The 26,583-nt window shown below is 69.8% G+C and carries 32 protein-coding genes; 19 read left to right on the plus strand and 13 right to left on the minus strand.

Annotation, left to right across the window (positions count from 1 at the left end):
- The first annotated feature begins 80 nt into the window (after window positions 1-80).
- A complete protein-coding gene (locus tag ABZX02_RS16125) occupies window positions 81-1,349 on the plus strand; it encodes an HEXXH motif-containing putative peptide modification protein (RefSeq protein ID WP_355298791.1) in 1,269 nt (422 codons plus the stop codon).
- Window positions 1,350-1,723: 374 nt separating this feature from the next.
- Complete coding sequence (locus tag ABZX02_RS16130) at window positions 1,724-2,446, plus strand: LPXTG cell wall anchor domain-containing protein (RefSeq protein ID WP_355298792.1); 723 nt, start codon at window positions 1,724-1,726, stop codon at window positions 2,444-2,446.
- On the opposite strand, the gene ABZX02_RS16135 is transcribed toward ABZX02_RS16130, so the two are convergent.
- Window positions 2,443-3,219, minus strand: a complete 777-nt coding sequence (locus ABZX02_RS16135; RefSeq protein ID WP_355298794.1) for a phosphotransferase — start codon at window positions 3,217-3,219, stop codon at window positions 2,443-2,445. The two genes, ABZX02_RS16130 and ABZX02_RS16135, sit on opposite strands and share 4 nt — an antisense overlap.
- 16 nt (window positions 3,220-3,235) lie before the next feature.
- Window positions 3,236-3,754: a DUF305 domain-containing protein gene (locus ABZX02_RS16140; protein WP_355298795.1), complete on the minus strand. Its 519-nt coding sequence runs from the start codon at window positions 3,752-3,754 to the stop codon at window positions 3,236-3,238.
- A gap of 135 nt (window positions 3,755-3,889) precedes the next feature.
- Here ABZX02_RS16140 and ctaD point away from each other — a divergent pair, with 135 nt between their 5' ends.
- From ctaD to ABZX02_RS16170, 6 genes are all read left to right on the plus strand, one after another.
- Complete coding sequence (gene ctaD / locus ABZX02_RS16145) at window positions 3,890-5,680, plus strand: cytochrome c oxidase subunit I (protein ID WP_355298797.1); 1,791 nt, start codon at window positions 3,890-3,892, stop codon at window positions 5,678-5,680.
- A gap of 81 nt (window positions 5,681-5,761) precedes the next feature.
- On the plus strand, window positions 5,762-6,976 hold the full coding sequence (serB, locus tag ABZX02_RS16150; RefSeq protein WP_355298799.1) for a phosphoserine phosphatase SerB: 1,215 nt from the start codon (window positions 5,762-5,764) through the stop codon (window positions 6,974-6,976).
- Window positions 6,976-7,653 carry a peptidyl-tRNA hydrolase gene (locus ABZX02_RS16155; RefSeq protein ID WP_355298801.1) on the plus strand — a complete coding sequence of 226 codons (678 nt, stop codon included), beginning with the start codon at window positions 6,976-6,978 and terminating at the stop codon, window positions 7,651-7,653. Before serB ends, ABZX02_RS16155 begins: the two co-directional genes overlap by 1 nt.
- Before the next feature lie 30 nt (window positions 7,654-7,683).
- Window positions 7,684-9,063 (plus strand): phospholipase D family protein, encoded by a 1,380-nt coding sequence (locus ABZX02_RS16160; protein ID WP_355298802.1) that lies wholly within the window; start codon window positions 7,684-7,686, stop codon window positions 9,061-9,063.
- 22 nt (window positions 9,064-9,085) lie between these two features.
- Window positions 9,086-9,658, plus strand: a complete 573-nt coding sequence (locus tag ABZX02_RS16165; RefSeq protein ID WP_355298804.1) for a VOC family protein — start codon at window positions 9,086-9,088, stop codon at window positions 9,656-9,658.
- A gap of 61 nt (window positions 9,659-9,719) precedes the next feature.
- Window positions 9,720-10,313 carry a hypothetical protein gene (locus tag ABZX02_RS16170; protein ID WP_355298805.1) on the plus strand — a complete coding sequence of 198 codons (594 nt, stop codon included), beginning with the start codon at window positions 9,720-9,722 and terminating at the stop codon, window positions 10,311-10,313.
- Here the strand turns inward: ABZX02_RS16170 and ABZX02_RS16175 are convergent.
- From ABZX02_RS16175 to xrtP, 6 genes are all read right to left on the minus strand, one after another.
- Window positions 10,282-12,201 carry an ATP-dependent DNA helicase gene (locus ABZX02_RS16175; protein ID WP_355299141.1) on the minus strand — a complete coding sequence of 640 codons (1,920 nt, stop codon included), beginning with the start codon at window positions 12,199-12,201 and terminating at the stop codon, window positions 10,282-10,284. The genes ABZX02_RS16170 and ABZX02_RS16175 overlap by 32 nt on opposite strands.
- A 367-nt stretch (window positions 12,202-12,568) precedes the next feature.
- On the minus strand, window positions 12,569-13,360 hold the full coding sequence (locus ABZX02_RS16180; RefSeq protein WP_355298807.1) for a TIGR04222 domain-containing membrane protein: 792 nt from the start codon (window positions 13,358-13,360) through the stop codon (window positions 12,569-12,571).
- A gap of 22 nt (window positions 13,361-13,382) precedes the next feature.
- Window positions 13,383-14,018 (minus strand): nucleotidyltransferase domain-containing protein, encoded by a 636-nt coding sequence (locus tag ABZX02_RS16185; protein WP_355298809.1) that lies wholly within the window; start codon window positions 14,016-14,018, stop codon window positions 13,383-13,385.
- A 9-nt stretch (window positions 14,019-14,027) separates the two neighbouring features.
- Entirely contained in the window at window positions 14,028-14,600 is a 573-nt protein-coding gene (locus tag ABZX02_RS16190; protein WP_355298811.1) for a biotin transporter BioY, read from the minus strand.
- A gap of 84 nt (window positions 14,601-14,684) precedes the next feature.
- Complete coding sequence (locus ABZX02_RS16195) at window positions 14,685-16,007, minus strand: glycosyltransferase (RefSeq protein ID WP_355299143.1); 1,323 nt, start codon at window positions 16,005-16,007, stop codon at window positions 14,685-14,687.
- A gap of 44 nt (window positions 16,008-16,051) precedes the next feature.
- On the minus strand, window positions 16,052-16,570 hold the full coding sequence (gene xrtP / locus ABZX02_RS16200; RefSeq protein WP_355298813.1) for an exosortase P: 519 nt from the start codon (window positions 16,568-16,570) through the stop codon (window positions 16,052-16,054).
- Between the two features lie 295 nt (window positions 16,571-16,865).
- Between xrtP and ABZX02_RS16205 the strand changes: the two genes are divergently transcribed.
- The 4 genes from ABZX02_RS16205 (at window position 16,866) to ABZX02_RS16220 (ending at window position 19,876) form a co-directional block, all read left to right on the plus strand.
- Window positions 16,866-17,630 carry a choice-of-anchor P family protein gene (locus tag ABZX02_RS16205; RefSeq protein ID WP_355298814.1) on the plus strand — a complete coding sequence of 255 codons (765 nt, stop codon included), beginning with the start codon at window positions 16,866-16,868 and terminating at the stop codon, window positions 17,628-17,630.
- Between the two features lie 16 nt (window positions 17,631-17,646).
- On the plus strand, window positions 17,647-17,838 hold the full coding sequence (locus tag ABZX02_RS16210; RefSeq protein ID WP_355298816.1) for an LPXTG cell wall anchor domain-containing protein: 192 nt from the start codon (window positions 17,647-17,649) through the stop codon (window positions 17,836-17,838).
- Between the two features lie 77 nt (window positions 17,839-17,915).
- Window positions 17,916-19,088 (plus strand): UDP-N-acetylglucosamine 2-epimerase (non-hydrolyzing), encoded by a 1,173-nt coding sequence (wecB, locus tag ABZX02_RS16215; protein ID WP_355298817.1) that lies wholly within the window; start codon window positions 17,916-17,918, stop codon window positions 19,086-19,088.
- 125 nt (window positions 19,089-19,213) lie between these two features.
- Window positions 19,214-19,876 carry a hypothetical protein gene (locus ABZX02_RS16220; protein ID WP_355298819.1) on the plus strand — a complete coding sequence of 221 codons (663 nt, stop codon included), beginning with the start codon at window positions 19,214-19,216 and terminating at the stop codon, window positions 19,874-19,876.
- On the opposite strand, the gene ABZX02_RS16225 is transcribed toward ABZX02_RS16220, so the two are convergent.
- Both ABZX02_RS16225 and ABZX02_RS16230 read right to left on the minus strand, forming a co-directional pair.
- Window positions 19,873-20,412, minus strand: a complete 540-nt coding sequence (locus tag ABZX02_RS16225; protein ID WP_355298821.1) for an isochorismatase family protein — start codon at window positions 20,410-20,412, stop codon at window positions 19,873-19,875. The genes ABZX02_RS16220 and ABZX02_RS16225 overlap by 4 nt on opposite strands.
- Before the next feature lies 1 nt (window position 20,413).
- Window positions 20,414-21,697: a nicotinate phosphoribosyltransferase gene (locus ABZX02_RS16230; RefSeq protein WP_355299145.1), complete on the minus strand. Its 1,284-nt coding sequence runs from the start codon at window positions 21,695-21,697 to the stop codon at window positions 20,414-20,416.
- Between the two features lie 79 nt (window positions 21,698-21,776).
- Between ABZX02_RS16230 and clpS the strand changes: the two genes are divergently transcribed.
- From clpS to ABZX02_RS16250, 4 genes are read left to right on the plus strand one after another with little or no spacing between them, the layout of a single operon-like run.
- The gene (clpS, locus tag ABZX02_RS16235) at window positions 21,777-22,076 is read left to right on the plus strand and encodes an ATP-dependent Clp protease adapter ClpS (protein ID WP_285638104.1); all 300 of its coding nucleotides are present in this window, start codon (window positions 21,777-21,779) and stop codon (window positions 22,074-22,076) included.
- Window positions 22,073-22,630 (plus strand): DUF2017 domain-containing protein, encoded by a 558-nt coding sequence (locus ABZX02_RS16240; RefSeq protein ID WP_355298823.1) that lies wholly within the window; start codon window positions 22,073-22,075, stop codon window positions 22,628-22,630. The genes clpS and ABZX02_RS16240 overlap by 4 nt, the downstream gene beginning before the upstream one ends.
- Window positions 22,627-23,538 (plus strand): P1 family peptidase, encoded by a 912-nt coding sequence (locus ABZX02_RS16245; RefSeq protein WP_355298825.1) that lies wholly within the window; start codon window positions 22,627-22,629, stop codon window positions 23,536-23,538. Before ABZX02_RS16240 ends, ABZX02_RS16245 begins: the two co-directional genes overlap by 4 nt.
- Window positions 23,539-23,555: 17 nt before the next feature.
- Window positions 23,556-23,852: a hypothetical protein gene (locus ABZX02_RS16250; protein WP_355298827.1), complete on the plus strand. Its 297-nt coding sequence runs from the start codon at window positions 23,556-23,558 to the stop codon at window positions 23,850-23,852.
- Here the strand turns inward: ABZX02_RS16250 and ABZX02_RS16255 are convergent.
- Genes ABZX02_RS16255 through ABZX02_RS16265 form a run of 3 tightly spaced genes read right to left on the minus strand, consistent with a single transcriptional unit; the run spans window position 23,836 to window position 24,714 of the window.
- Entirely contained in the window at window positions 23,836-24,255 is a 420-nt protein-coding gene (locus ABZX02_RS16255) for an SRPBCC family protein (RefSeq protein ID WP_355298829.1), read from the minus strand. The genes ABZX02_RS16250 and ABZX02_RS16255 overlap by 17 nt on opposite strands.
- The gene (locus tag ABZX02_RS16260; RefSeq protein WP_355298831.1) at window positions 24,252-24,377 is read right to left on the minus strand and encodes a hypothetical protein; all 126 of its coding nucleotides are present in this window, start codon (window positions 24,375-24,377) and stop codon (window positions 24,252-24,254) included. The genes ABZX02_RS16255 and ABZX02_RS16260 overlap by 4 nt, the downstream gene beginning before the upstream one ends.
- Window positions 24,370-24,714 carry a metalloregulator ArsR/SmtB family transcription factor gene (locus ABZX02_RS16265; protein ID WP_355298833.1) on the minus strand — a complete coding sequence of 115 codons (345 nt, stop codon included), beginning with the start codon at window positions 24,712-24,714 and terminating at the stop codon, window positions 24,370-24,372. Before ABZX02_RS16265 ends, ABZX02_RS16260 begins: the two co-directional genes overlap by 8 nt.
- Window positions 24,715-24,824: 110 nt before the next feature.
- On the opposite strand from ABZX02_RS16265, the gene ABZX02_RS16270 reads away from it, so the two are divergent.
- Genes ABZX02_RS16270 through ABZX02_RS16280 form a run of 3 tightly spaced genes read left to right on the plus strand, consistent with a single transcriptional unit; the run spans window position 24,825 to window position 26,494 of the window.
- A complete protein-coding gene (locus ABZX02_RS16270; RefSeq protein WP_086661214.1) occupies window positions 24,825-25,235 on the plus strand; it encodes a M67 family metallopeptidase in 411 nt (136 codons plus the stop codon).
- Window positions 25,236-25,262: 27 nt separating this feature from the next.
- Window positions 25,263-25,535, plus strand: a complete 273-nt coding sequence (locus ABZX02_RS16275) for a MoaD/ThiS family protein (protein ID WP_355298835.1) — start codon at window positions 25,263-25,265, stop codon at window positions 25,533-25,535.
- A gap of 8 nt (window positions 25,536-25,543) precedes the next feature.
- Entirely contained in the window at window positions 25,544-26,494 is a 951-nt protein-coding gene (locus ABZX02_RS16280) for a cysteine synthase (protein WP_355298837.1), read from the plus strand.
- Window positions 26,495-26,583: the final 89 nt, after the last annotated feature.

Consider the following 26,583-nt stretch of genomic DNA (forward strand, 5'->3'; position numbering starts at 1 on the left):
CCGGAAGCGGTGGCGCCATCGCTGCATTCGCGTCGGGGCAGGCAAGTACCGGAGTTGTGGCTTTGGTGATGGGTTCGGCTGTGCCGACTGTCGCGAGTACGCATGCCATGCATGCGGCCATCGCGCCCGCCGGCGTGCTGGTCGACGAGCGGCGCACGCTCTACCGGCTCGCCGGTGAGATCTACGCGCCCGGCGCGCGGTTGTCGGACAACCTCCTGGACCACCCGGCGGTGCGCTACGAACTCGGACGTGCGCTCGCCGGTCATGAGGACCTGGACGGCGAGACGTTGTTCGCGGCCGCGCGGATCGAGGTGGCCGATGCGGCGGGTATCGCCGTCGTGTCCGATTCGGACGCCACGTCCAAGCTGGCCACTCCGCTGCGCATCATCGCTCCCGCCGGTGCGAAGCCGCAGGTCCTGACGAGGGCGGACGGCGAGCGCTTCGCCGCGGCCCTGGCACTGGTCGCCGAGGCGGTCGAGTTGTTCCGCGCGTTGGCGCCGGAGATGTCCGACGACCTGCTGGCCCACCTCGACCTGTTCGTCGTCCTGAAGTCGGAGACCTCGGGCGGCGTCGTGTCGGCGTCGACCCGGTACATGCCGGGTCTGGTGCTCATCGACGAACCCGCGACCGCGATGGAAGTCGCCGAAGCTCTCGTGCACGAGGGCTCACATCTCAAGTTCTTCGACTTCGCCGTCACTCGTGACTTTCTCGACGCCCGCTCGCATCGCGCCGACCACTTCGTCAACTCGTGGTCGCGGGTAGAGTGGCCGATGGAACAGGCATACGCCGCTTGGCATGCCTACACGGCGCTCAGCCAGTTCGCCCTTCAGTGCGAATCCCAGCAACTCAGCCCTCTGTCGCTGCTGCCCAAGGCGCACGAGCGTGCGGCCGAGATCGGCCAGTGGCTCGTCGAACACCAAGCTGACCTGTGTTCCGACGCTCGCTGGCTGTTGCACGCACTGCGCGGCACAGCACCGAGTCGTGACGAAATGCCGTCCACGATGGACGGTGACACACTCGCGGAACAGTTTCTGGAGACCGATCACCTCCAGCTCGTACCCGGCGTGAGGCGCGCCCGCGCGGCGTCTGGGCGTTCGGTGGCCGCAACGGCTTCCCGCCCCCCGAACATCTTCTGGCTCGACACCGACGCGACTTGGGTCATAGCCCAGTTCCGTGGCGGCGAAAGCGAAAAAGTAGCTCCAGCTTCCATGCTGGCCTTGGCGGCGGAAGAGTGGAACGAGACGGAGGAGGCCGTGATCCGGCGTCTTGTCGTCGCGCTCAGATCTCTGGTCGCCTCGGAGCTCGTCGAACCAGAGGGTGCACCATCCCATTCGAGAAGGATCCGATGACGTGACCCCGAACCAGCCAGTCCGCCCGCAGATGCCGCCGGCGATGCCCAGCGGGCGCACCCCCCACCTGCCACAAGGTGGCGGTCCAGTGGTTGGCCAGCCTGTGAACCAGGTTGACTTCTTCCGGCACATGCCCAACGGCGGTGCCACCGTCTACCTGCGTCCGGCCGAGGTCGCGCAGAACGACTGAGGCTTGATCACCGAACGCCGAGGACCGGTTTCGCCGGTTCCTCGGCGTTCGGTCGTTTGGGGATGCGACTTCACAGGGGAATAACGAATCGGCCACAAGGACGAAGTTGATCGTCATCTAGCCCGTTCGGGCGACGTCGATCGTCTTAGATCGCCGCATCCGCCAACCCCCACGGAGTAACCCGATGCGCCTGACGCCTCTGAGACGATCCGGTCTGCTCGCCTCGACCGCCCTGGCCGCTGTGGCCGCGCTGTCCCTGGTGACCACCGCCGCCGCCCAGCCCGACTCCGACGCACCGGTTTCCGGCGACGAGCGTGCCACGGCGTATCTCAAGAACGTCGACATCAACCACCCCGAGGCGTGCACCGTGGGTGGGCTCACGGGTCAGACGATTCACCCGAACCAGTTCGTCTACACGGGTGGCGACAACGAGCTGCACCTGAACATCACCGGTGTGCTCTCGGACCTCAAGGTCACGGGCATCGTGGTCAAGGGCGGTCCGGTCTTCAACGTCTACCTCGCGGACAAGCTCGGTCCGCTGCCGTGGGAGAAGCTGCGCGCGCCGCTCAAGGACAACGGCAACGGCTCGGACATCAGCCACTGGTACGGCTGTGGCGTCAAGGAGACGACCACGACCACCACGACGACGACCACGACCACGACGACCACCTCGCCGTCGACCGTGACGCACTCGTCGACCCCCAGTTCGTCCACCACGACGACCACTACGACCACGTCCGGTGAGGTCGCGCCGACCACGACGACCACCCCCGCGGTCGTTCCCGTCGCGAACGAGGACGAGCTCGCGGCCACCGGTTTCGGGTCCGCCTGGATGCTCGGCCTCGGTGCCGCGCTTCTTGCCGCTGGTGTCGCGCTGGTGTTCGTGATGCGCAGGCGTCGCGCCTAAGACCACTCCATGAGCACGCCCCAGAGCGTGCCGAACATGGTGCGTGTCTCCACGTGGAACTCCACGTCCTGAGGAGCCGCTTCACCGCCGTAGATCTCTACGGCGCGTGGGGCGGCTTCTTCGTTTGCGGAGCAGGCCACGTCCCAGGCGCGCGGGCCCAGCCAGGCGTCCTCGAAGTCGTTCCAGACCGGGCCGGACGGGGTGAGCAGCAGGTTGCCGGGGTGTGCGTCGCCGTGGAGGGGCTGGACGTCGCGGTAGTGGTCTTGCCAGGCGAGGAGCAGCCTGTCGCGCCACGTGCGGAACCTGTCTAGGTCTGGCGCGCCGCGGCTGTCCAGATAGGCCAGGACGTGGTCCACGTCGTCCAGAGGACCGCGAACGGGCAGGGGGCCGTCGTAGTGCCGTAGTTCGGCGTGTAGGGCCGGTAGGAGCTTGAGGACGTCTTCTCGCGGTAGGCGTGCACCGGGCTCGTGCGGGACGTACGTGCTGAACGACATCACGTGGCCGTTGAACGTGTGAGGTCCTGCGGGCAGCTCACCAGAGGGCGTGACTACCGGTACGCCCCGTGCGTCCAAGAACGCTGATAACGCCAGGTCGCGGGCGAAGTGGTCGGAGACGTGAGGACGCACTAGGGCCGTGCGTGTGGCAACGCGCGCTACGACCGGTGCTGGGCGTAGGTGCACGAGCAGGTTGCTGCCCTGCTTCAGCACGAACGGGTCGTTCGAGACCACGCCGTGTGTGGCTGCCAACGCGACCGCGGCGCTAAGTGCGTTCACGGGCAGAAGGCTGGCATCAGCCCTGAGGGAGGAGCGACTCCATTTCGGCGATCTCCTTCTCCTGGTGACTCACGACGTCCTGGGCGAGCTTGCGCGTTTCCGGGTCGGTGCCGGCCGAGAGGTGCTTCTGCGCCATGTCCACGGCGCCGCGGTGGTGCTGGATCATCAGCGAGAGCCACTGGCGGTCGAACTCGGTGCCCTCCAGGTCGGCGAGGTTGCCCAGGTCGACCATGCCGTGCGACTCCGTGTGGCCGTGTGAGCCATGTGGCGTCGACGCCTGCACGGGCGCGTTCCAGGCCTTCAGCCAGCCGTTCATGCGGTCGATCTCGGGCTTCTGGGCGTCCGCGATGCGCTTGGCCAGGTCGACCACCCGAGGGTTGTCCGTGCGGGACGTGACCAGGTCGGACATCTCCAGCGCCTGCTCGTGGTGCGGGACCATCCCCTGGGCGAACGCCACGTCCGCGGAGTTGTGCGTGGCGGGAGAGCCGCATGCGGCCAGCAACAGGACAGAAGCGACAGCGAGCAATCGGAGCACGGCGGCAGGATACGTGTGACGTGCGCTACGCCGCTGGCCACCGGCCCTGGGCCACCCGAACGGAGCTGATCCGTTGCGTCTAATATCCCCAGGAGTTTCCCGAACGAACTGGTCCCACCAAGGCCTGGAGGCACCGTGACGGCCGTAGCCCCGCAGCCGATCGCAACGCGTCCTTATCCGACGCGCACTGCGGTCAAGGGGTCCTTCCTGCTGCGGATGTTCCGCACCACGGACCACAAGCAAATCGGCATCATGTACCTGGTCACCTCGTTCGCCTTCTTCATGGTCGGCGGCGCGATGGCCATGCTGATGCGGACCGAGCTGGCCCGGCCCGGCATGCAGTTCCTCTCGCAGGAACAGTTCAACCAGCTCTTCACGATGCACGGCACCGTGATGCTGCTGCTGTACGCGACGCCGATCGTGTTCGGCTTCGCCAACTTCGTCCTGCCGCTGCAGATCGGTTCGCCCGACGTGGCGTTCCCGCGGCTCAACGCCTTCTCGTACTGGCTGTACCTCTTCGGTGGCCTGATCGTGATGGCGGGCTTCATCACCCCCGGTGGTGCGGCTGACTTCGGCTGGTTCGCGTACACGCCGCTGAGCAACGCGATCCACTCGCCCGGCGTCGGCGCCGACCTGTGGATCTCCGGCCTGGTGGTCGGTGGTCTCGGCACCATCCTCGGCGCGGTGAACATGATCACCACCGTGGTCTGCCTGCGCGCGCCCGGCATGACGATGTTCCGGATGCCGATCTTCACCTGGAACATCCTGGTGACGTCGGTGCTGGTGCTGCTCGCGTTCCCGATCCTGACCGCGGCCCTGCTGGGCCTGCTGGCGGACCGGCACCTCGGCGCCCACGTGTTCGACCCCGCCAACGGCGGCGTGATCCTGTGGCAGCACCTCTTCTGGTTCTTCGGTCACCCGGAGGTCTACATCGTCGCCTTGCCGTTCTTCGGCATCGTGTCGGAGATCTTCCCGGTGTTCAGCCGCAAGCCGATCTTCGGTTACAACGGCCTGGTCTACGCGACGCTCGGCATCGCGGCCCTGTCCGTCGCCGTGTGGGCGCACCACATGTACGCGACCGGCGCCGTGCTGCTGCCGTTCTTCGCCTTCATGACGTTCCTCATCGCGGTCCCGACCGGTGTGAAGTTCTTCAACTGGATCGGCACGATGTGGAAGGGCCAGCTGACGTTCGAGACGCCCATGCTGTTCAGCATCGGCTTCATCGTCACGTTCCTCTTCGGTGGTCTGTCCGGCATCCTGCTGGCCGCGCCGGCGATCGACTTCCACGTGTCCGACACGTACTTCGTCGTCGCGCACTTCCACTACGTGCTCTACGGCACGATCGTGTTCGCGACCTTCGCGGGTATCTACTTCTGGTTCCCGAAGATCACCGGTCGCTTCATGGACGAGCCGCTCGGCAAGCTGCACTTCTGGACGACGTTCCTCGGCTTCCACGCGACCTTCCTCGTCCAGCACTGGCTGGGCAACGAGGGCATGCCGCGGCGGTACGCCGACTACCTCGCGTCCGACGGCTTCACGACGCTCAACATGATCTCCACGATCGGTGCCTACATCCTGGGTGCGTCGACGCTGCCGTTCATCTGGAACGTCTTCCGCAGCTACCGCTTCGGTGAGCTCGTGACCGTGGACGACCCGTGGGGCTACGGCAACTCGCTCGAGTGGGCGACCTCGTCCCCGCCGCCGCGCCACAACTTCACCGAGCTGCCCCGGATCCGTTCGGAGCGCCCGGCGTTCGAGCTGCACTACCCGCACATGATCGAGCGCATCCGGAACGAGGGCCACGTGTCCTTCACCGGCAAGACGATCCCGCACAAGGACGCCAAGCCTGCTCCGTCCGAGCTGGCTGCAGCGGCCATCAAGTCCGGCACTGCCTCCGAGAAGGAAGAACCGGACCACGACAAGTAACCTGCCAGTAACAGGTTCAACGATGAACCCCGGATGCATCCACGCGTCCGGGGTTCTTCGCATCTACGAGGAGACGACGACGTGAAAACGCCCGTGCTCATCACCGTGACCGGTCCCGACAAGCCCGGCGTCTCCTCCGTGCTGTTCGCCGTGCTGACCAGGCACGGCGTCGAGGTCCTGGACGTCGAGCAGGTCGTGATCCGGGGCCGCCTGGTGCTCGGCGCGCTGGTCTCGACCGACCACGACCCCGAGGGTCTGCAGGAAGCGGTCGAGCAGGCCATGGCCACCGTGTCGATGCACGTCGAGATCGAGATCGGCGCCGACTCGAAGCGCACCGCCCGCCTGGAGTCCTCGCACGTGCTGATCGTGCTCGGCCGTCCGGTCACCGCGAAGGCGTTCACCGAGGTCGCGCGCCGGCTCGCGTCGCTGGGCGTCAACATCGACGCCATCCGCGGCGTCGCCGACTACCCCGTCACGGGTCTCGAGCTGCGGGTTTCGGTCGCGGACGACACGATGGAGCACGATGCGGCACTGCGCTCGGCGCTCGCGGACGTGTCGGTGCGGGTGGGCCTCGACATCGCCGTCGAACGGGCCGGGCTGACCCGCCGGGCCAAGCGCCTCGTCGTGTTCGACGTCGACTCCACGCTGATCCAGGGCGAGGTGATCGAGATGCTGGCCGCGCACGTCGGGTGCGAGGAGCAGGTGCGCGAGATCACCGAGGCCGCGATGCGCGGTGAGCTCGACTTCGCCGAGTCGCTGCGGCGCCGCGTGGCGTTGCTGGAGGGCCTCGACGAGAAGGTGCTGGAGGAGGTCGGGTCGTCGCTCGAGCTCACGGCCGGTGCGCGCACGACGATCCGCACGCTCAAGCGCCTCGGGTTCTTCTGCGGTGTGGTGTCCGGCGGCTTCACGTCGGTGATCACCGGGCTCGCGGACGAGCTGCAGCTGGACTTCTGCGCGGCGAACACGCTGGAGGTCGTGGACGGCAAGCTGACCGGCAAGGTCGTCGGCGAGATCGTCGACCGGCCGGGCAAGGCCGTGGCGCTGCGCCGGTTCGCCGAGGAGGTCGGCGTCTCGCTCGCGCAGTGCGTCGCGGTCGGCGACGGCGCGAACGACATCGACATGCTCAACGCGGCCGGGCTGGGCATCGCGTTCAACGCCAAGCCCGCGCTGCGCGAGGTGGCGGACACCGCGCTGTCGCACCCGTTCCTCGACGCGGTGCTGTTCATCCTCGGTGTCACGCGCGCCGAGGTGGAGGCCGCGGACGCCGCGGACGGCCTGGAGCTGACCCGGCTGTGATGATCCTCGACCTGATCGCCTCCCGGAACTACGCGGAGGAGTCCGAAGTCCGCGCGATGCCGATGGTGCTGCGCATCGAACGCGTCGACCCGCCGTCGCGGACGGCGTTGCTGGAGGCGGCGGCCGCGTCGGCGGTCGCGGTGTGCCTCGACCCGCGCGCCGACGTCGGTGGCGAGTGGCACGAGGCCGTGCGCGCGTGGGTGGCCGGGCGGATCCGCAAGGTGTCGCGACGCGCCCGCGGCGTGCAGTGGGAGGCCGTGCAGGAGCTGCCGGGCGTGACGATCACCGTGGACGGCGCGTCGGTCCGGTCGTTGCTGCCCGTGCTGGTGTCCGAGACGCCCCGGGAGGTCGCGAAGCTGCAGATCTCCGGGTCCGACCTGCCGGTCGACGAGCCGGGGGCCGTGCCCGAGGGCGCCCGCCTGCTGTACGTGAACCCGCGGGTCGAGATGTCGGCCGGCAAGCTTGCCGCCCAGGTCGGGCACGCCTCGATGCTGCTGGCGCCGCGCCTGTCCGTGGACGAGCTGAAGTCCTGGGCGTCGCTCGACTACCGCTGCGCCGTGCGGACGCCGTCGGCGCAGGAGTGGGACGACCTGCTGCGGCGCGACGACGTCGTGGCGGTCCGCGATGCGGGCTTCACCGAGGTCGAGCCCGGCACCACGACGGTCCTCGCGGTTTAGAAGCGCGCGAATCGGGTAAATCCGCGTCTCGTGGGCTTACTCGACGTGCTCGACGCCCGGCTCGGAGACGGGCTGGAGAACATGCTGTGCTCGCACCACACGCGCAGGCTGACGCGGCTGGGGTGGGGCGACGTGCTCGCGGGCGACGGCGCGGGGTGGTTCACCCCGCGCCGCCCTGTGCAGCGCGGCAACAAGATCGAGGTGCTGGTCGACGGCGCCAACGCGTTCCCCGTGATCGCCGAAGCGATTGAGAACGCGCAGAAGTACGTGCACATCGCGAACTGGCACGCCTCTCCCGACTTCCAGCTGACGCGCGAGCCCGGTGCTCCCCAGCTGCGCGAGCTGCTCTCGGCCGCCGCCGAACGGGTTCCGGTGCGCGTGCTGCTGTGGGCCGGCCCGCCCGTCCCGTTCTTCGAGCCGACGCGGAAGCGGGCGCTCGCGGCGCAGAAGGCGTTCCTGGAGTGCGGCGCCGTCCGGTGTGAGCTGGACGCCCGCGAACGCACGTTGCACTGCCACCACGAGAAGATCGTGATCGTCGACGACGTGGCGTTCGTCGGGGGCCTCGACATGACCGCGGTGGAGGGCGACCGCCACGACTCGCCGGACCACCCGCCGCGCGACCTGGGCTGGCACGACCACATCGCCAAGCTGGAGGGCCCAGTCGTCGCGGAGGTGGCGGCGCACTTCGCGGCCCGCTGGCTGGAGATCGCGATGGAGACCCTGCCCGCGCCCGAGGTGCCACCGGAGGCCGGGTCGTCGTCGGTGCAGCTGGTCCGCACGATCCCGGAGAAGACCTACGACTTCGCGCCGCACGGCGACTTCAGCCTGCTCGACTCGTACCTGCGGGCGCTGCGCGCGGCCGAGTCGTTCGTGTACGTGGAGAACCAGTTCCTGTGGTCGCCGGAGATCACCGAGGTGCTCCTGGAGAAGGTGCGCAACCCGCCCTCGCCGGACTTCCGGCTGGTGCTGCTGTTGCCGCAGAAGCCGAGCAACGGCGCCGACACCACGCGCGGGCAGCTCGGCCGCCTCCTCGACGCCGATCCCGGCGACCGGGTGCTGGCCTCGACTCTCGTGTCGCACGGCGACGCACCGGTGTACGTGCACGCCAAGTTGTCCATTGTGGACGACAAGTGGCTGTCCGTCGGCTCGGCGAACCTGAACGAGCACTCGCTGTTCAACGACACCGAGGTCAACGTGGTGACCGACGACCCGGAGGTCGTGCGGGCGACCCGGCTGAAGCTGTGGTCGGAGCACCTCGACGGTGACGTCTCCGGTCCCGTGCACGAGGTCGTGGACAAGCTGTGGCGCCCGGCCCTGGAACGCCCGGCGCGCGTGACGTCGTTGCCCGGTGTGTCCCGCCGTGCCGGAAGATTGCAAGGACCGTTACGCGGATTGCTGGTGGACGGCTGACCTGCGGCGCTAGCGTGGCCGGGTGGCCAACGAGGTGACGATCCCGCTGCTGCCGTGCGCCTCCGTCGACGAGGTGGCCGAGTTCTACGTGATGCTCGGCTTCACGGTCACGTACCGGCAGTACCGGCCGACCGCGTACCTGTCGGTGCGGCGCGAGGAGATCAACCTCCACTTCTTCGGCATCCCCGGCTACGACCCGGCGGAGTCCTACAGCTCGTGCCTGATCCAGGTCGAGGACCCGCGTGAGCTGTACGAGGCGTTCGCGGCCGGCATGCGCGCGGTCTACGGGCAGGTGCTGCTCACCGGCATCCCGCGGATGACGCGGCCGCGCCGGGACGGGTTCCTGTTCGTCGATCCCGGTGGCAACTGGATCCGGGTGGTGCCGGACGTGCGGGAACGGGAGCCGGCGCGCAACGGGCTGACCCGCGCGTTGAGCAACGCGGTGACGCTGGCCGGGTCGCACGGGGCGGAGCGGCAGGCGTTGAAGATCCTCGAAGGGGCGTTGGTGCGGGAGGTGCACGCTTCGGAGGAGGAGCGGGCGTCGGCGCTGGAGTTCCGCGAGGAGCTGCTGGAACGGCTCGGGATGTACCGTTAATTCGTTCGCTTGAGCAAATAGCTCCGTGTCGTTTTCGCAGGACCGGGCTTAGCTTCGGGCGGTGGCCAACGAACTGACGATCCCCCTCCTGCCGTGCGTCGACATCGACGAAATGGCGGCCTTCTACGAGATGTTGGGCTTCTCCAAGACGTACCGGCAGATGAAGCCCAATCCGTACGTCGCCATGCGGCGTGAGGACATCAACCTGCACTTCTACGGGATGCCCGGACACGTTCCGGAGGAGTCGCACAGCACGTGCGTGATCATCGTCGAGGACACCGGCCCGTTGTTCGAGGCGTTCGCGGCGGGGATGCGCGCGGTGCACGGCAAGGTGCTCGTCTCCGGCATCCCGCGGATGACCCGGCCGCGGCTGCGCAACGACCGGTACACCGGGTTCACCGTCGTGGACCCCGGCGGCAACTGGATCCGGGTCAGCAAGGCCGAGCAGGAGCCCGAGGCGCGGACGAAGCTCGCGAAGGCCATGGAGGACGCGGCACGGCAGGCCGACGCGCGCGGCAACGAACGGCAGGCGTTGAAGATCCTCGAAGGCGCGTTGAAGCGGGCCGACGCCTCCGAGGACCGGACGGAGGCCGAGGCCTACCGCGACGAGTTGATCGAGCGGATCACCGGGTCTGGGCCGCGTCCAGGCGCTTGAGGGCGCCGCGGACGACCTCCGGGTCGTACGTCGTCCAGAACGGGGGCAGCGAGGCGCGCAGGAACCCGCCGTAGCGGGCGGTGGCGAGCCTCGGGTCGAGGACGGCGACCACGCCCTTGTCGTTCATCGAGCGCAGCAACCGGCCGGCGCCCTGGGCCATCAGCAGGGCGGCGTGCGTCGCGGCGACGGTCAGGAAGCCGTTGCCGCCGCGCGAGCTCACCGCCTTCTGGCGGGCAGAGGCCAGCGGGTCGTCCGGGCGCGGGAACGGGATGCGGTCCATGATCACGAGCTGCAGGCTGGGGCCGGGCACGTCGACGCCCTGCCACAGCGACAGCGTGCCGAACAGGCACGTGCGCTCGTCCTCGGAGAACTTCTTGACCAGCAGGCCCGTCGCGTCGTCGCCCTGGCAGAGGATCGGGTACTCGAGCTTGTCGCGCAGGGCCTCCGTGGCCGCCTTCGCCGCCCGCGTCGAGGAGAACAGGCCGAGCGCGCGGCCGCCCGCCGCGTTCACCAGGGCCTCGATCTCGTCGAGGTACTCCGGCGGCAGGCCGTCGCGGCCCGGCTGCGGCAGATGCCGTGCCACGTAGAGGATGCCGCTCGTGCCGTGCGCGAACGGTGAGCCGACGTCGAGGCCGCTCCACTTCGGACCGTCGATGTCCTTCTCGGTGGCCGCGCCCTCGATCTTGCGGACCTTCTCCGACGGCGGCAGCCCCCACTGACGCGCCATCGTGTCGAACGCGCCGCCGAGCGTGAGCGTCGCGGACGTGAGGACGGTGGTGCGCTTGGCGAAGAGGCGTTCCCGGAGCAGCCCGCCGACGCCGAGCGGCGCGACCCGGAGGCTGGGCGCCTTCTGGTTGAAGTCGCCGGACACCCACACCACGTCGCGTTCCTCGTCGAACGCCTCCAGCACCCGCACCGCGCAGTCGTGCACCTCTTCGAGCAACGCCAGCGCGAGCTTGCGCGCCGTGGCCCCGTCCGGGTCTTCTTTCCGTTCCGACCCCATGGCCGACATGCAGTTGTGCGCCGCGTCGCGGGTGGCCGCGAGCGCACCCGCGAGAGCCCTGGGCAGAGCGTCGAGCCGGCCCGACGGCATGTCCTCGAGGATCATCGCCAGCCCGTCGCTCGCCTCCGCGAGCCGGTCCGCGATGTCCTGGTCGATGAGCCGCCCGCACCGGCGCGCGGCCATGGACACGCTCGAGCCGCTGAGCTCCTCCGTGGCCACGGACGTGATGCGGTCCACCAGGTCGTGCGCCTCGTCGATCACCACCACGTCGTGGTCGGGCAGCACCTGGTAGCCCTCCAACGCGTCGATGGCGAGCATCGCGTGGTTCGTGACCACCACGTCCGCCTTGCCCGCCTCCGCGCGCGCCCGTTCCGCGAAGCAGTCGGACCCGATCGGGCACTTGCTGACCCCGAGGCACTCGCGGGCCGTGACGCTGACCTGCCGCCACGCCTGCTCGCTGACACCGGGCACCAGCTCGTCGCGGTCGCCGGTCTCGGTGTCCGACGACCACTCGTGCAGCCGCTTCACCTCGCGCCCGAGCTTCGACACCGCGAACGGGTCGAACAGCGCGTCCTCCTCCGGCTCGTCCGGCGCGCCGTTGTGCACGCGGTGCATGCACAGGTAGTTCCTGCGGCCCTTGAGGATCGCGAACGTGGGCTCGCGCCCCAGGTCCTTCTTCAGCGCCTTGGCGAGGCGCGGCAGGTCCCGGTCCACCAGCTGCCGCTGCAGCGCGATCGTGGCGGTGGAGACCACCACCGTCTCGTCCTCGGCGACCGCGTGCCGGATGGACGGCACCAGGTAGGCGAGCGACTTGCCGGTACCCGTGCCGGCCTGCACCGCGAGGTGCTCGCCCGTGCGGATCGAGTGGTCGACGGCCTCGGCCATCTCCACCTGACCAGGGCGCTCCGCACCGCCGACGGCGTGGACGGCGGTCTCGAGCAGGCTCACGGTGGGGGGAACTTCAGGCACGGGACAGACCGTACCCGTCAGGTCCGACAGTCTCGCCGGACCCGCGTGTTCGAAGGGGGAGGAGGGGCGGAGTGCTGGAGGGGCGGTGCGGAGGGGCTGCGGCGGAGAGGGAGGGCGAGAGGGAAGCGGCGCGGCCGGGAAGGAGTGGACCGCGGAAGGGAGGGACGCGGAGGGAAGCGGCGCGGCTAGGGAGGGGCGCGGCTGGGGAGGGGCGCGGCTGGGGAGGGGCGCGGCCGGGACGGGGCGCGGCCGGGAAGGGGCGGCGAGCCCGGGAAGCGCGGCCTCAGTCACCGCCCCCGCCACCACATCCACCGCCGCAGCCCCCTCCACCGCTGTCCCCGCCCCCGCACGAACTGGACGAGCACCCACCCCCGCAACTGCTGCTGGACGACGTGTCCCGCGACGGCAGCGTCCCGACCACCACCGCGGACAGCCCGAACATCCCCGCCACCGCGACCCCGCCGACCTTGCCCCGCAGCCCTCGCACCGCCACCGCCCCGAGCGGGTCGCGGGAGTCCGCGCGGCGCTGCGCCCGCTTCACCGCGACGTAGCCCGCGCGCGTCCGCAGCCGGCCGGGATCGCGGGCCGAGAGCACGGAGGCCCAGACCATCGCGAAGCCGCCCGCCGCGAGGTAATACCAGAACGGGAATCCGGTCAGGGACGGGGCGAAGTCCAGGAAGTCTGTCAGGAGCTCCGGGGCCACGGCGCTCAGCACGCCCGCGACGAGGAGCACCGTCCCCAGCAGGAACAGCCACGGGTAGAGGCGGGGCCGGTGGGAACGGCGCCGGCGCAGCAGGCCCCGGTTGACCAGGTGCGCGCGCAGGCCCTCGGCCTCGGGGGAGCCGAACGCCGTGTAGACGACGTCGTTCAGGTGCCGGCCGTGGCGCAGGCCCTGGTGGATCTGCGCCTCCAACGGCGTGTTGGGGCGTCGGCCCGGCAGGTGGACGGCGCTCAGCACGCCCTCGCGCGAGACCCGGACCAGGCCCGCCTGGATCAGGCTCGCCACGGCCACCTCGGCGGCACGGGCCGGGCCGCCGGTCAGACAGCCCAGCTCTTCGGGGGTATGCGTCGTCACGCGGATTTCTCGGCCGCGGACCTCACGTCGTTACGTCGGCCCTGATGCGGTCGAACAGGTCCACGGCGGCCTGGGCGTGGGACGCGGTCAGGGACACGGAGGGGTCGCGCCGTGCGGCGACCACGTCCAGAAGGGGGAGATCGGGCCAACGCGCTGCGGCCAACTCACCGGCGCGGGACTTGCTGACGATCTCGCCCGTCCGGATGGTGTGCCACAGCCGTGCTGGACCCAGGCCCACCCAGAGGATGTCGCCGCGAGTCAGCGAGGGCATGGCGCGCACCGCGGTGAACAGGCGGTCCCAGTACTCGACGAGGTTCGCGCGGCAGTAGGCCTCCACGTCGCCGTCGTCCAGGGGACACGACGGCCGTGTGCCGCGCACGGTCTGACCGACGGTCCGCAACTGTTGCCACAGCACGGGAGTCACCTCGCCGGCCAACGGCGTCACGTCGGAAACCGGCCTCTCCAACGAACCGGCGAGCACCACCGTCACGTCGGCACCCTCGAAAGAGGGCACCTCGACCAAACGGGACACCTCGACCACGACGTCCAGGTCCGAGTCGGCGACGACGTCGTCCAGCACGCGGGAGCCATAAAGATGCGCGCCTGCCACGAGACCGGGCAGGCGCGCATCCAGGAACGACAGGTAGTCCGTGATCACACGACCAAGCTACCGACGGCGCACGAGCGCCCAGGCTCCCGGCAGCAGGCCCGCGGCCAGCGCGATCTTCAGCGCGTCCCCGATCAGGAACGGCAGCACGCCCACGGTCAGGGCCTTCGCGAACGACATGCCGGTCGCGGCCATCAGCCACGGCACGCCGACCGAGTAGATCGCGAGGTTGCCCAGCGCCATCAGGCCCACGGTCCGCAACGGCGTGCGGTCGCCGCCGCGTCCGGCCAGGTAGCCCACCAGCGCGCCGGCGAACACGAAGCCCACGACGTAGCCGAGCGAGACCGGCACGCCGGACGAGCCGCCCTGGAACCACGGCACGCCCGCGACGCCCGCGATCAGGTACAGCAGCATGGACGTCGCGCCGCGCTGCCAGCCGAGCGAGGCACCCACGAGCAGGGCGGCGAACGTCTGGCCCGTCAACGGCACCGGGCTGCCGGGGATCGGCAGCGCCACCTGGGCGGCCAGACCGGTGAGGGCGGCACCGGCGACGATCAACGTCAGATCGCGGGCCAGTGCGCCCGGCACGAAATCGGCGAGCACGGTGCGACGAGGCGCGAGTGCGAGAGTCACGGTTCCCTCCCCAGAGCTAAGAGAACCTGAGGTTAACCAGCGTAACTGGAGAACGTCTTTGTTCGATCTCCACAAAGTGACCGGTCACACATCCAACGCGACCTTGCCCGCCACGCGTTCCTTGTTGCGCCTCGTTTTGGTCCAGCCGTTGTTGCCGCGCACCAAACGGATCAACGCGCGCCACGACGTGATGTAGAACGTGTAGATGTACAGCGCGTAGCCGAACCCGTACGCGATGGACTTCCAGAACCCCACGGGCACACAGCGCGCGCGGTACACCGGTCCCCAGAGGACGAACGGCAGCAGCCCGAACGCGCCGTACACGGTGAAGAGGATCCAGGCGCCGTCGAAGAACCACGTCACGACCTCGGACGGCGACACCGCGAACCGGTACGCCATCATCGCCATCGGGATCGGGTAGATCAGCGTGCCCAGCAGCTGCATCCACGGCTGGGCGAGGTAGTACATCATCTCCGCGGCACCGAGCGTGGTCAGGTGGTCGGAGTCCCAGATGCGCCGCAGATAGCGCATGCACTGCATGGTTCCCTGGCCCCAGCGGGTGCGTTGCGCGAGGAAGCGCCGCAACGAGTAGAGCGCCTCCTGGTTCACGTGCGTGTCCAACGAGAAACCCGTGTGCCAGCCCTCGGTCAGCAGGTGCACACCGAGTTCGAAGTCCTCCAGCAACGAGCCGCGCCACGGCGATCCGGTCGAGCCCGCGATCGAGTCCAAAGCGGACAGCCGGGTGAACTGGCCGTTGCCGCCCATGGAGATCGTGCCCGTCGCGCCGCGCGACATCTGGATCGCCGCGATGGCCGTGCGGAACTCCAGGTCCTGCATCCGCACGAGCCCGGCCCCGAACGCGCGCCGCCACCACGTCACGCCCGGCTGCCGCTGGCCCGCGTTGATCATCCGCACGTCCACCTGCACGGCACCGATCCGCGGGTTGCCGAAGAGGTGTTGCGCCGCACAGACCTCGAGGCAGTTCGGCGCCGGACGCCCGTCCGCGTCCACCACCACGACGACCGCGCGGTCCGCGTCCGCGCGTCGTCCCATCCACATCTTCAACGTGCGGTAGGCGTCGTTCAGCGCGTTGCCCTTGCCGGTGCGGGCATAGGGGCGTTGGCGTTGCACGAGGTGGATCTGCGGGTCGCGCACACCGCCGTTGCGCTTCAACATCCGCACGACGCCGGCCGTGCTGTCGTCGGAGTCGTCGTCGATGACCCACACGTGCGCGATGGGGAAAGTGCCCCTCAGATAACGGATCGTGTCACCGATGACGGCCTCTTCGTCGCGGCACGGCACGAAGAAGTGCCACTCCAACGACGACGGATCGCCCACGGGCGCCGGTTTGCGCTTCAGGTACGGCACCACGATCACGAACACGTACGTCACGAAGGCGACGCTCATCGTCAGCGCGAGCGCCTGCGTGAACCCGAGAACGAGGTCGAGGCTCACTTCCGCGTGGCCAGCCAGACGAACGCGACCAGCGCGGCCGCGCCACCGAACACGCTCACCATCGACCCGAGCAGCGTGTGGCCCCAGTAGTAGCCGGTGTCGACGCCGAGCCAGTTCACCAGGCCCACCAGCGTGAGCACGCGGAACTGGTTCACGACCACCACGGCCAGCGCGGCGACCCCCAGCGCGATCAGCACGCGCGACTGGATCCGCGGCCGCAGCGCGATCATCACCGCGCCCACCACGATCAGCGGCAGCACCAGGAACGCGGACGTGCACTCCGGTGTCATCCGCAGCCCCAGCGGGGTGTCCGAACCGAGTCCGAAGTAGACGGTCTGGCGCTCGGGGACCACGTCCACGCCGTAGGAGCTGATGACGCTCAGCACCGCGCCCGACAGCGAGATCTCCGCCGTGCGGTAGAGGCGGTGTGCGAACACGAGTCCTGCCGCCACGGCGAGCAGGGCGACCACCGTCACCCGGCTCGGGAATGCGGTGCGGCGCACGGCAAGCGTCACCCGAAGATCCTTTCCACCGATGAGGGAGCGCCCAGACGGGCTACTTGACGTTCCATCGGTAGACGCAACGTCATCCCATACCCCCGGATCGGGTGACGCCGTGACCGGAAATTGATCTAAAACCCCACGATGAGTGGCGCCGATTGGGCAAGTCGAGTGGTCGTGTCGCCCGATACGGGGAGTAACCCTCAGTTCCCTCGAAAGAAAGCCGATGCCGGTAATTGCCCCCGGAAAGCGTGAAACCACATCGGTATCAACGCGCCCTGGGGCCGGAGGAATCAAGGGAAGGAGTTTCATGCGTGTCCGAATGACGGGACTGGCTGGAGTCATCGCGATTGCCGCACTCCTGGTCGGTGCCGCACCCGCTTCTGCCGCTCCGGGGGACGCCTCGGCCTACGGTGCGAAGCTCAACGTGACGCTGCTCGGCAACCCCGCGGTCAACGCGGAACCGTTCGCCGCAGCCAATGCGAACGGCCCCACGCAGAACACGTTCGCAGGCGTCGACCTCACCGGGATCCTCAAGACCGGGCTCATCAACGCGTCCGCGTCCCGGGACGAGAAGTCCGGTGGGGTGACCTCGCGGGCGAGCACCGCGGACGTCCGGGTCGACCTGCTCTCCAAGGTCACCGGCAAGATCTCCGCCGAGCTGGTCGAGGCGGAGTGCACGGCGACCCAGAAGGGTCTGGCCGGCGCCACCAAGCTCGCGGGCGTGAACCTCGGCAAGCTCGGCCAGGTGAACGCCGACCCGGCTGCCAACACGAAGCTCGACGTGCAGCTCGCCGGCATCAAGATCGCTGAAGTGATCTTCAACGAGCAGATCAAGAACAACGACGGCAGCCTCACCGTGAACGCGATCCACATCAAGCTGCTGCAGGGCGTGCTGGGCTCCATCGGCACGGGCGACGTGATCATCTCGTCGGCCACGTGCGGTCCCGCCGGCCTGCCCATCCCGATGGCGTCGGGTGCCGGCCTGTGGATCGGCCTGGGTCTGCTCGGTGTCGTCGCCGCTCCGGTCGCCTTCGTGGCGCTGCGCCGCCGCGCGTCGCTGACCGCGGCCTGACCGAGGAGAGCGGCGGATGTACAAGGTCCCCGGTACCGGCGTGGGTGTCGGCACGGGCGTGGGTGCCCTCGCGGTCACCGGCGCGGACGTGACGTGGTGGATCTCCGCCGGGGTCGTCCTCCTCGTCGCGGGTGCGCTTCTCCTGCACTCGGCGCGGAAGCGGCGGCGCGCGGTCCCCGTCCGAATCAGACCGAACCGAGCCGGCTGAATCGGTCCGCCTCCGGTGGTTGCCCCCGGCCCCGGAGGCGGGCCTCCCGGTCCCCCTGCGAGAAAGAGGACGTCACGGTGAGCAAAGAGGTTCTGCTGGTGGCCGGTACCCGGCCAGAGGCACTGAAGATCGCCCCGGTCGCCATCGCCCTGAAGGGGCACCCCGGCCTGCGGCCCACGATCGTCCACAGCGGACAGCACTCCGGCATGGTCGAGCAGGCCCTCGCTGCGTTCGACCTGGTGCCCGACGTGCGGCTGGACGTGCCGCGCACCACGGGCACGCAGGCCGAGCTGGTCTCCCGGCTGCTGCCCGAGTTCGACGCACTGCTGGAGGAGCGCGACCCCTCGGTCACCCTCGTGCAGGGCGACACCACGACGACGCTCGCCGCGGCCCTCGCGTCGTACTGGCGCGGCATCCCCGTGGCACACCTGGAAGCCGGTCTGCGCACCGGTGACCTCTACGGCCCGTTCCCCGAGGAGGGGAACCGGCAGATGATCTCCCGCATCACCTCGCTGCACCTCGCGCCGACCGACGACGCGGCGAACGCGCTCAACGGGGAGTCGTTGCCGGACAGCCACATCGTCGTCACCGGCAACACCGTCGTGGACGCCGTGCAGCGCGTCGCGGCCGCCGACCTGCCCGCCTCCAGTCCCGACCTCGTGGCGCTGGAGCGCAGCCTCGACGCCACCGGCGGGCGGCTCATGCTCGTCACCGTGCACCGCCGCGAGTCGTGGGGCCGCCCGCTCATGCGCGTGCTCAACGCCGTGCGCTCCATCGCCGACCGGCACCCGGACCTGCACGTGCTCATCCCCGCGCACCCGAACCCCGGTGTGCGCGAACAGGTCGTGTCGCTGCTGGGCGGGCACGAGCGCGTCGTGATCACCGACCCGCTGGACTACCCGGACCTGGTGCGCGTGCTGCGGCGCGCGGCCCTCGTGCTGACCGACTCCGGTGGCATCCAGGAGGAGGCGCCGACGTTCGGCGTGCCGGTCCTGGTGCTGCGCGAGACGACCGAACGCATGCTCGCCGTCGACGCCGGGTGCGCCTGGCTCGTCGGCACCGACACCACCCGCATCCTCGCCGAGGCGGGCTGGGTGCTCGGCTCCCGGCTGCGGCTTCCGCTGGGGCGCAACCCGTTCGGCGACGGGCGTGCCGCCGTGCGGGTCTGCGCCGCCCTCGAGAGGCTGGCCGGCCTGCCGACCGCCCTGCCGCGCCGGGAGCCGTACGCCACGCTGGTCGGCGTCCGCTGACGAGAACGCGGGTCACCCGACCGGGAAATTGCCTACACGAAAGGGTGACATGGCGCGCTGGGCTGTTATCAGCGCGGCGCGAGCCAACCATTATCGGGCGCGTGGGAAACGAGGCAATGCGAAAAGTGCGCAGGATTTCGATCGCAGGCGCTGTGGTCGCGTTGACGTTCGCGACCGCGGCCCCCGCGCTCGCGGCCAACCCGCCCGGGAGCGCGTCGTCGGGTTCCGCCGACTTCGCCAAGGCGGACCAGGCGTTCAAGGTCGCGCCGCTCGCGGTGTGCGACGTGAACCCGGAGGCGGCCGGCACCGTCACCGGGGCCAGCCCGGCCGTGAGCCGGACGGGGCTGAAGATCGGCGAGACCACCTCCGCCTGCACGACCGAGGTGGTGGACCCCGCGCAGTTCCTGACGAAGACCAGGTCGGAGGCCAAGGGGACGGGCTTCGACCTGTCCGCGCTCGCCGCGCCGGGGCTGAAGGGGCCGCGGCTCAAGATCGCGTCGTGGACGGTCACCTGCGCGGCCGACGAGAAGAGCACGACCGCGGGCTGGGAGCTCAAGGGCATGTCCGGGTGGACCGGGCTGCCGCAGCAGATCCCGTCCGGCTACGTGCACGACATCAAGGCGAGCAACGGAACCGTGCTCGCCAAGGCGAAGTTCACCGACACGGTGTTCCCGGTGCCGAACGACGGCAGCCTCGCGATGACGCTGCTGAGGATCACCTTCGAACCGTCGTCCGGCTACACCGGCAGCGTCACCGTCGGCACGGTGGCCTGCTCGCCCACTCCCTAGGAGACCCGGACACCCGCGGCGAGCAGCTCTTCGACGGCGGCGTCGCGGGTCGTCGGGGCGACCGCCGCCGTCAGGTCCACGAGGACCGTCGTGCGGAAGCCGTTGCGGTGCGCGTCGAGGGCCGTGGCGCGCACGCAGTGGTCGGTCGCGATGCCGACCACGTCCACCTCGGTCACGCCCTTGTCGGTCAGCCAGCCCGCGAGGTCGTTCTCCGCCTCGAACCCCGAGTACGCGGCGGCGAAGCGGCCCTTCGAGAACACCTGCTCGATCCCCGACACGTCGAGCTCCGGGTGGAACGACGCGCCCGGCGAGCCGGCCACGCAGTGCACCGGCCACGAGTCGATGAAGTCCGGCGTCAGCGAGAAGTGCGGACCGGGGTCCACGTGGTAGTCCCGCGTCGCCACCACGTGGTCGTACGCCGAGGTGGCGATGTGCTGCGAGATGGCCGCGGCGACGGCGGCGCCCCCGGCGACGGCCAGCGAGCCGCCCTCGCAGAAGTCGTTCTGCACGTCGACGACGATCAGTGCCTTGGTCATGTCAGCTCTCCAGGTAGATCGTCGGGATCGCGGGCTCGCCGCGCGAGAGCTTGAGGCCCTCCCACGGCACGCTCACGAGGGCCGCGCGCAGGCGTTCGCGGCCCTGTTCCAGCGTGGGGACCTCGTCGGTGACCTTGCCCCCGCGCATCAGCGGCACCTGCACGAGCCGGTCGTGCGGCCCGAGCTCCGGCTCGGAGGACGCCTGGAACACGACCTCCTCCAACGCCGTGCCCGTGTCCTTGTGCCGGCGCAGCGCCTTCTTCCAGCCGCCGCGCGACTGCTTCGACGTGCTGCGCTTCTCGACGTGGCGGCCGTCGACCTCGACCAGCTTGTAGACCATGCCGGCGGTCGGCGAGCCGGACCCGACCACGACCGACGTGCCGACGCCGTACGCGTCCACCGGCTCGGCGCGCAGGGCGGCGATCGAGTACTCGTCCAGGTCGCCGGACACGACGATGCGGGTGGTGCGGGCGCCCAGCGAGTCGAGCTGGTCGCGGGCCTGGCGGGCGAGCACGCCCAGGTCGCCCGAGTCGATCCGGATCGCGCCGAGGTCGGGACCGGCCACCGCGACGGCCGTCTCGATGCCCTTGGTGATGTCGTAGGTGTCCACCAGCAACGTCGTGCCCGCGCCGAGGGCCTCGACCTGGCTGCGGAACGCCTGCTCCTCGGAGTCGTGCAGCAGGGTGAACGCGTGCGCGCACGTGCCGGCCGTCGGGATGCCGTGGCGGCGCCCCGCCTCCAGGTTGGACGTCGCGGTGAAGCCCGCCAGGTACGCCGCGCGGGCGGAGGCCACAGCGGCCTCCTCGTGCGTGCGGCGCGAGCCCATCTCGATCATGCGACGGCCGTTCGCGGCGGTCACCATGCGGGCGGCGGCCGAGGCGATCGCGCTGTCGTGGTTGAGGATCGACAGGGCCAGGGTCTCCAGCACGACACCCTCGGCGAACGACGCGCGGACCGTCAGCACCGGCGAGCCCGGGAAGTACAGCTCGCCCTCGGGGTAGCCGTCGATCTCGCCGGAGAACCGGTAGTTCGCGAGCCATTCCAAGGTCGAATCGTCGACCACGGCGTTGCGGCGCAACTGGTCGATCTCCTCGTCGCCGAAGCGGAACTCCGCGATGGCGTCGAGCAGCCGGTTGGTGCCCGCGACGACGCCGTAGCGCCGTTCGTTGGGCAACCGGCGCGCGAAGAGCTCGAACACGCACGGACGGTCACCAGTGCCGTCACGCAGCGCGGCCGCGAGCATCGTGAGCTCGTAGTGGTCGGTCAGCAACGCCGTCGAGGTCATGGTCACCAACCCTAAGGTCGCATCCGGTTTACCCGCACGCGGTCTCCGTCACTGCGGCGAACATGACACCATTGGCGGTATGACCACGCCCGTCGAACAGGAACGGACGCAGCCGGAGGCCGTCGGTGAGGAAGTCGCCGCCGAGGACCGACCCTGGCAGACCGTGGTCTGGAACGACCCGGTAAACCTCATGTCCTACGTGACGTACGTGTTCCAGAAGCTGTTCGGGTTCAGCAGGGACCATGCGACCAAGCTGATGCTCGACGTGCACCACAAGGGCAAGGCGATCGTGACATCGGGAACGAAGGACAAGGTCGAGGCCGACGTGGCGAAGCTCCACGCGGCGGGGCTCTGGGCGACCATGCAGCGGTCCTCGTGAAGAGGTGGATCCGCGACGGCGACGTCGTCGTCGGCCGGCTCGACCGGCAGGAGGCCGCGGTCGTGCGCGGTCTGGTCAGCCAGATCCAGGACATGCTGCTGGCCCGCGCCGAGGAGGCGCCCCAGGACGAGCTGGCGGAGCTCACGGGCATCAGGACGGGCCCGTCGGAGGCTCCCGACGACCCGATCCTGGGCAGGCTGCTGCCCGACTTCCACCGCCTCGACGACGACGCGCCCGACCCGGACGAGGTCAACTCGGCCTCGGCGCTGCGCTCGTTGCACGAACCGGAGCTCCTGGACCACAAGACGGCCGCGGCCGAGGTCGTGTTGCAGACCTGCTCGCCCGACGGCGGTGAGCTGCGGCTGTCGATCGCCCAGGCCGAGGCCTGGATGGCGTCGCTCAACGACGTGCGTCTGGCCCTCGGGACGGCGCTCGACGTCACCGAGGACATGCCGGACGAGCTGCCGCCGGAGGACCCGAGGTCACCGCACCTCGGCGTCTACCACTGGCTGACCTGGGTGCAGGACACCCTGGTCGAAGCGATGATGCCGTGATCCCCGGCGTCCTCGTCGGCCACCACCACCGGCTGGAGGAGGGCTGGGCGACGGGGACCACCGTCGTGCTGGTGCCGGCCGGTGCGGTCGCTGCCGTGGACAGCCGCGGCGGCGCGCCCGGCACCCGCGAGACCGACCTGCTGGACCCGGCGAACCTGGTCCAGCAGGTGCACGCGATCTGCCTGTCCGGCGGGTCGGCGTACGGGCTCGCGGCGGCCGACGGCGTGATGCGCTGGCTCTCCGAACGCTCGATCGGCTTCCGGGTGGGCGCCGAACCGCACCACGTCGTGCCGATCGTGCCGGGCGCGGTGATCTTCGACCTGCCGCTGTCGGACTGGGGCAACCGGCCGGACTCGTCGTTCGGCCACGCGGCCTGCGAGGCGGCGTCCGAGACCTTCGAGCTGGGCTGCGTCGGCGCGGGTGCCGGTGCGCGCTGCGGTTCGCTGAAGGGCGGCATCGGGGTCGCGTCGACCACCGTCGGCGCCCACCGGATCGGCGCGCTGGCCGTGGTGAACGCGTCCGGCGAGGTCGTCGACCGCGCGTCCGGCCTGCCCTGGCTGCCGTCGCTCGGCACCACGCCGGTCACGTTGCCCCCGCCGCCGTCCGCCGGTCTCAACACGACGATCGGCGTGGTCGCGGTCGACGCGGACCTGTCCAAAGCGGAGTGTCAGCGGCTCGCGATGGCCGCGCATGACGGACTGGCGCGAGCCGTGCGGCCCGCGCACTCGATGTTCGACGGCGACACGGTGTTCGCGCTGGCGACCGGAGCCGTGCCGCTCGCCGAGCCGCGGGCGTTCGCGCTCGACGCGTTGTGCGCGGCGGCGGCCGAGATGTTCGCGGAGGCGGTGGTCTCCGGGGTGCGCGAGGCGACCACTTCGCACGGTGTGAGGGCTTTCCGCGACCTCTGAGCGGGTAACCCCCGCGCATGACCGATGTGATCGACCAGGCAGCAGGTGTCGTCTCCGAGCTCGCACCGCCCGGCGCGGCGCGGGAGATCCCCGGCAGGGAGCTCGCGGTGGTAGCGCCCGCGGGGCTTTTCGCCGCCGCGTTCCTCGTGCCGCCGGCGGTGGGGAAGGTGCTGATGAAGCTGGGCGTGGCCGCCACGCCGCTGGCCGCCTGGGCGGAACTGGCCGCGTGGCGCGGGCTCGACCAGGGGCAACGGCGGCGCGGCGTGGCCCTGCTGGCCCTCTACCTCGTGGTGGTGCTCAGCCGGCGTCGATGAACGCCTTGAAGTTCTCGACGTTGGTCTCGACCTGCTCGCGCAGCGACTTCTCCAGCACCCGGCGGCCGAGCTTGAGCAGCCCGGACAGCTCGAACTCGTTCTCGCAGACCAGCAGCGTGCGGCCGTCGTCGAGTGCCGAGTACCGGTTCGCGATCGTGTGGACCATGCCGCGCGTCTCGTAGCGGGAGACCCGTTCGTCGGCGGTGGCCGACAGGACGGTCTCCTCCAGCGTGAACCTGGGGTACTTCAGGGTCGCGGTCGAGCCGGCGACGCCGGGCGTGTCGCTGTGCTGGGTGATGCCGACCAGGTCCGGTTGCCACTTGTGCAGGTGCGCCGGGTCGGACGTGAGGACGCGCACCCGTTCGATCGGCTGCTCGAGCACGACCTCCTTGGTGAACCTCACCGCAGCACCTCGGTGACGCCGCCGCTCGTCTCCCAGGTCAGGCCGATCTCGCGGGGTCGGTCGCAACGCACGACCTGCCTGCGGACGACGAGCCTGCCGTCCTCGTAGGACCGGTCAGTCACCTTCTGCCTCCAGTCTGCGTTCCCGCCTGCCCCGAGCCAGTTCGGTGGCGAGCGCGTCGAGGTGCGGTTCCCAGAACCGCCGGAAGTTGTCGAGCCACGCGTCGATCTCCCGCAACGGGTCGGGCGCGACCGCGTACAGCCGTCGCGTGCCGGCGGGTCTCACCTCGACGAACCCGTTCGAGCGCAGCACCTTGAGGTGTTGCGACACGGCGGACTGGGTGATGCCGAACTCCGCCTGGACCACCTCGCCGACGTCGCCCGCCGCCCGCTCACCGGTGGCGAGCAGCTCCAGGATCCGCCGGCGGACCGGGTCCGCGAGTACGTCGAACGCGTGCACGGCGGCCACTGTAGTAGCGACCACTAATATAAGCCATAGCTAAAACAAGGAGGATGACGTGGGTATCTCGCATACCGAGACAACTCCCGCCAGCCCGTAGGATTGAGCGCGTGCTGGTGATTCGCCGTGACCTGGTGGACGCGATGGTGGCGCACGCGCGCCGCGACCATCCCGACGAGGCGTGCGGGCAGATCGCGGGGCCCGAGGGCTCCGATCGTCCCGAGCGCATCATCGAGATGGAGAACGCGGAGCGGTCCCCCACGTTCTACCGGTTCGACGCCGCCGAGCAGCTCAAGGTGTACCGCGAGATGCAGGCCAACGACGAGGAAGCGGTGGTCATCTACCACTCGCACACCGCGACCGAGGCCTACCCGTCCCGCACGGACATCAAGTTCGCGAACGAGCCCCAGGCGCACTACGTCCTGGTCTCCACGCGTGACCCGATCGAGCACGAGCTGCGGTCGTACCGCATCGTCGACGGTGTCGTGACCGAGGAACCGGTCAAGATCATCGAATCCTGAGTTACGTTTCCCGGAGGTAGAACCACCATGGCAGTCACCGTGTCGATCCCGACGATCCTGCGCACCCACACCGGGGGCGAGAAGTCGGTGTCCGCCAGCGGTACGACGCTCGCCGAGGTCATCGACGACCTGGAGAACAACCACGGCGGCCTCAAGGCCCGCCTGGTCAAGGAGGGCTCGCTGCACCGCTTCGTCAACGTCTACGTCAACGACGAGGACGTGCGCTTCTCCGGTGGCCTCGAGGCCGCGGTGAAGGACGGCGACAACGTCACCATCCTCCCGGCCGTCGCGGGCGGCTGATCCTCCCCATGGCCCGCTACGACTCGCTCCTGGACGCGCTGGGCGGCACGCCGCTGGTCGGCCTGCCGCGCCTGTCGCCGTCCGAGAACGTGCGCCTCTGGGCGAAGCTCGAGGACCGCAACCCGACCGGCTCGATCAAGGACCGGCCCGCGCTGGCCATGATCGAGGCGGCGGAGCGGGACGGTGTGCTGCGTCCCGGCGCGACGATCCTGGAGCCGACGTCCGGCAACACCGGCATCTCGCTCGCGATGGCCGCGAAGCTCAAGGGCTACGGCCTCGTGTGCGTGATGCCCGAGAACACCTCGACCGAGCGCCGGCAGCTGCTGCAGGCGTACGGCGCGCGGATCGTGTTCTCGCCTGCCGCCGGCGGGTCGAACCAGGCCGTCGCCACGGCGAAGGAGCTCGCGAAGCAGAACCCGGACTGGATCATGCTCTACCAGTACGGGAACCCGGCCAACGCCGACGCGCACTTCCGCGGCACGGGTCCGGAGATCCTCGCCGACCTGCCCGAGATCACGCACTTCGTGGCCGGTCTCGGCACCACGGGCACGCTCGTGGGCGTCGGGCGGTACCTGCGCGAGGCCAAGCCGGACGTGCAGGTCATCGCCGCCGAGCCGCGGTACGGCGAGCTGGTCTACGGCCTGCGCAACCTCGACGAGGGCTTCGTGCCGGAGCTGTACGACGAGTCGGTGCTGACCGGGCGGTACTCCGTCGGGTCCTACGACGCGTTGCGCCGCACCCGGCAGCTGCTGGAGTCCGAGGGCATCTTCGCGGGCATCTCGACGGGCGCGATCCTGCACGCGGCGCTGGCCGTGGCGCAGAAGGCCGAGGTGGCGGGGAAGTCCGCGGACATCGTGTTCATCGTGTGCGACGGCGGCTGGAAGTACCTGTCCACCGGTGCCTACGCGGGAACGCTGGACGAGGCGGCCGCCAAGCTCGACGGCCACCTCTGGGCGTGAGTTACAGAGCGCCCTTCCAGGCGTGGTCGTCTTCACTCATGTTGCATCCCCCCAGATGCTCATAAACTGACGTTGAGCCGACGAGGCGA

This window comes from Lentzea sp. NPDC003310, from assembly GCF_040610935.1.
GTDB lineage: Bacteria > Actinomycetota > Actinomycetes > Mycobacteriales > Pseudonocardiaceae > Lentzea.

Excerpts from the sequence above, each read along its gene's own strand:
- ABZX02_RS16205 (WP_355298814.1), top strand. The coding sequence starts at position 16,866 with ATGCGTGTCCGAATGACGGGACTGGCTGGAGTCATCGCGATTGCCGCA.
- ABZX02_RS16195 (WP_355299143.1), bottom strand. The coding sequence starts at position 16,007 with ATGAGCGTCGCCTTCGTGACGTACGTGTTCGTGATCGTGGTGCCGTAC.
- ABZX02_RS16130 (WP_355298792.1), top strand. The coding sequence starts at position 1,724 with ATGCGCCTGACGCCTCTGAGACGATCCGGTCTGCTCGCCTCGACCGCC.
- ABZX02_RS16210 (WP_355298816.1), top strand. The coding sequence starts at position 17,647 with ATGTACAAGGTCCCCGGTACCGGCGTGGGTGTCGGCACGGGCGTGGGT.
- ABZX02_RS16225 (WP_355298821.1), bottom strand. The coding sequence starts at position 20,412 with ATGACCAAGGCACTGATCGTCGTCGACGTGCAGAACGACTTCTGCGAG.
- ABZX02_RS16175 (WP_355299141.1), bottom strand. The coding sequence starts at position 12,201 with ATGGCCGAGGCCGTCGACCACTCGATCCGCACGGGCGAGCACCTCGCG.
- ABZX02_RS16250 (WP_355298827.1), top strand. The coding sequence starts at position 23,556 with ATGACCGATGTGATCGACCAGGCAGCAGGTGTCGTCTCCGAGCTCGCA.
- ABZX02_RS16155 (WP_355298801.1), top strand. The coding sequence starts at position 6,976 with ATGATCCTCGACCTGATCGCCTCCCGGAACTACGCGGAGGAGTCCGAA.
- ABZX02_RS16275 (WP_355298835.1), top strand. The coding sequence starts at position 25,263 with ATGGCAGTCACCGTGTCGATCCCGACGATCCTGCGCACCCACACCGGG.
- clpS (WP_285638104.1), top strand. The coding sequence starts at position 21,777 with ATGACCACGCCCGTCGAACAGGAACGGACGCAGCCGGAGGCCGTCGGT.
- ABZX02_RS16280 (WP_355298837.1), top strand. The coding sequence starts at position 25,544 with ATGGCCCGCTACGACTCGCTCCTGGACGCGCTGGGCGGCACGCCGCTG.
- ABZX02_RS16230 (WP_355299145.1), bottom strand. The coding sequence starts at position 21,697 with ATGACCTCGACGGCGTTGCTGACCGACCACTACGAGCTCACGATGCTC.